General features: G+C 45.4%; 1 protein-coding gene. It reads right to left on the bottom strand.

Annotated features, from left to right (window positions below):
- Positions 1-187: 187 nt before the first annotated feature.
- Positions 188-541 (bottom strand): VOC family protein, encoded by a 354-nt coding sequence (locus R7O03_RS22715; RefSeq protein WP_025769043.1) that lies wholly within the window; start codon positions 539-541, stop codon positions 188-190.
- Positions 542-636 lie beyond the last annotated feature (95 nt).

Below are 636 nucleotides of genomic sequence, written 5' to 3'. Positions count from 1 at the left end.
GCGTTGGCATTTGAAACGAATAATCCCATGGCTGCTGTTAGTAATTTCTTCATAATTCTCCTACGAGGTATAACGCCTTGTTAAGGGGTGAGCAACGCAATGCCGATGCCGCCGCATACTGCCTTAAACACTAAAACCAACGCATAGTAAAAATGCCACGCGTTGCGAATCCCTCTTGAACAATTTGTTATGTGGTTTTCCCACGTAGCCCTATTAAGTTTCCAAATGGGTCCTCAACTTGGCACATTGAAAGCCCATCTTCAATCTCCATTGGCCCTCGATAAAGACACGCACCGAGTTCTTCAAAATGAGCCAGAGCAACACGTAAATTATCTACTGACCAGTAAACAACCGTACCACTTTTACCAGCCCCAACCTTTTTGTCTGCTTGGACTATTTCTAGTGAGAAACCATTTAGATCAAGCGCTGTGAAGTCAAAGTCAGGATGGTAAATCGGAACGGCTTCGGGGAAAGCTTTCTTGTACCATTCAAGCCCTTTCGCTACATCTGGGACATGAACAAGAACCGCTGATGGATTCATAATTTTTCTCCAACCACATAACGCCCTGTTAAGGGGTGAGCAACGCAATACCGATGCCGCCGCATACCACCTTAAACACTAAAGCCAACGCATGG

It is taken from the genome of Vibrio sp. Vb2960, assembly GCF_033337665.1.
GTDB lineage: Bacteria > Pseudomonadota > Gammaproteobacteria > Enterobacterales > Vibrionaceae > Vibrio > Vibrio alginolyticus.
The sequence above is the reverse complement of the archived record's forward strand: the minus strand, read 5'-3'. Positions and strand labels throughout refer to the sequence as shown.

What these genes read in the sequence shown, in the direction of transcription:
- R7O03_RS22715 (WP_025769043.1), bottom strand. Translation starts at nt 541, where the DNA reads ATGAATCCATCAGCGGTTCTTGTTCATGTCCCAGATGTAGCGAAAGGG.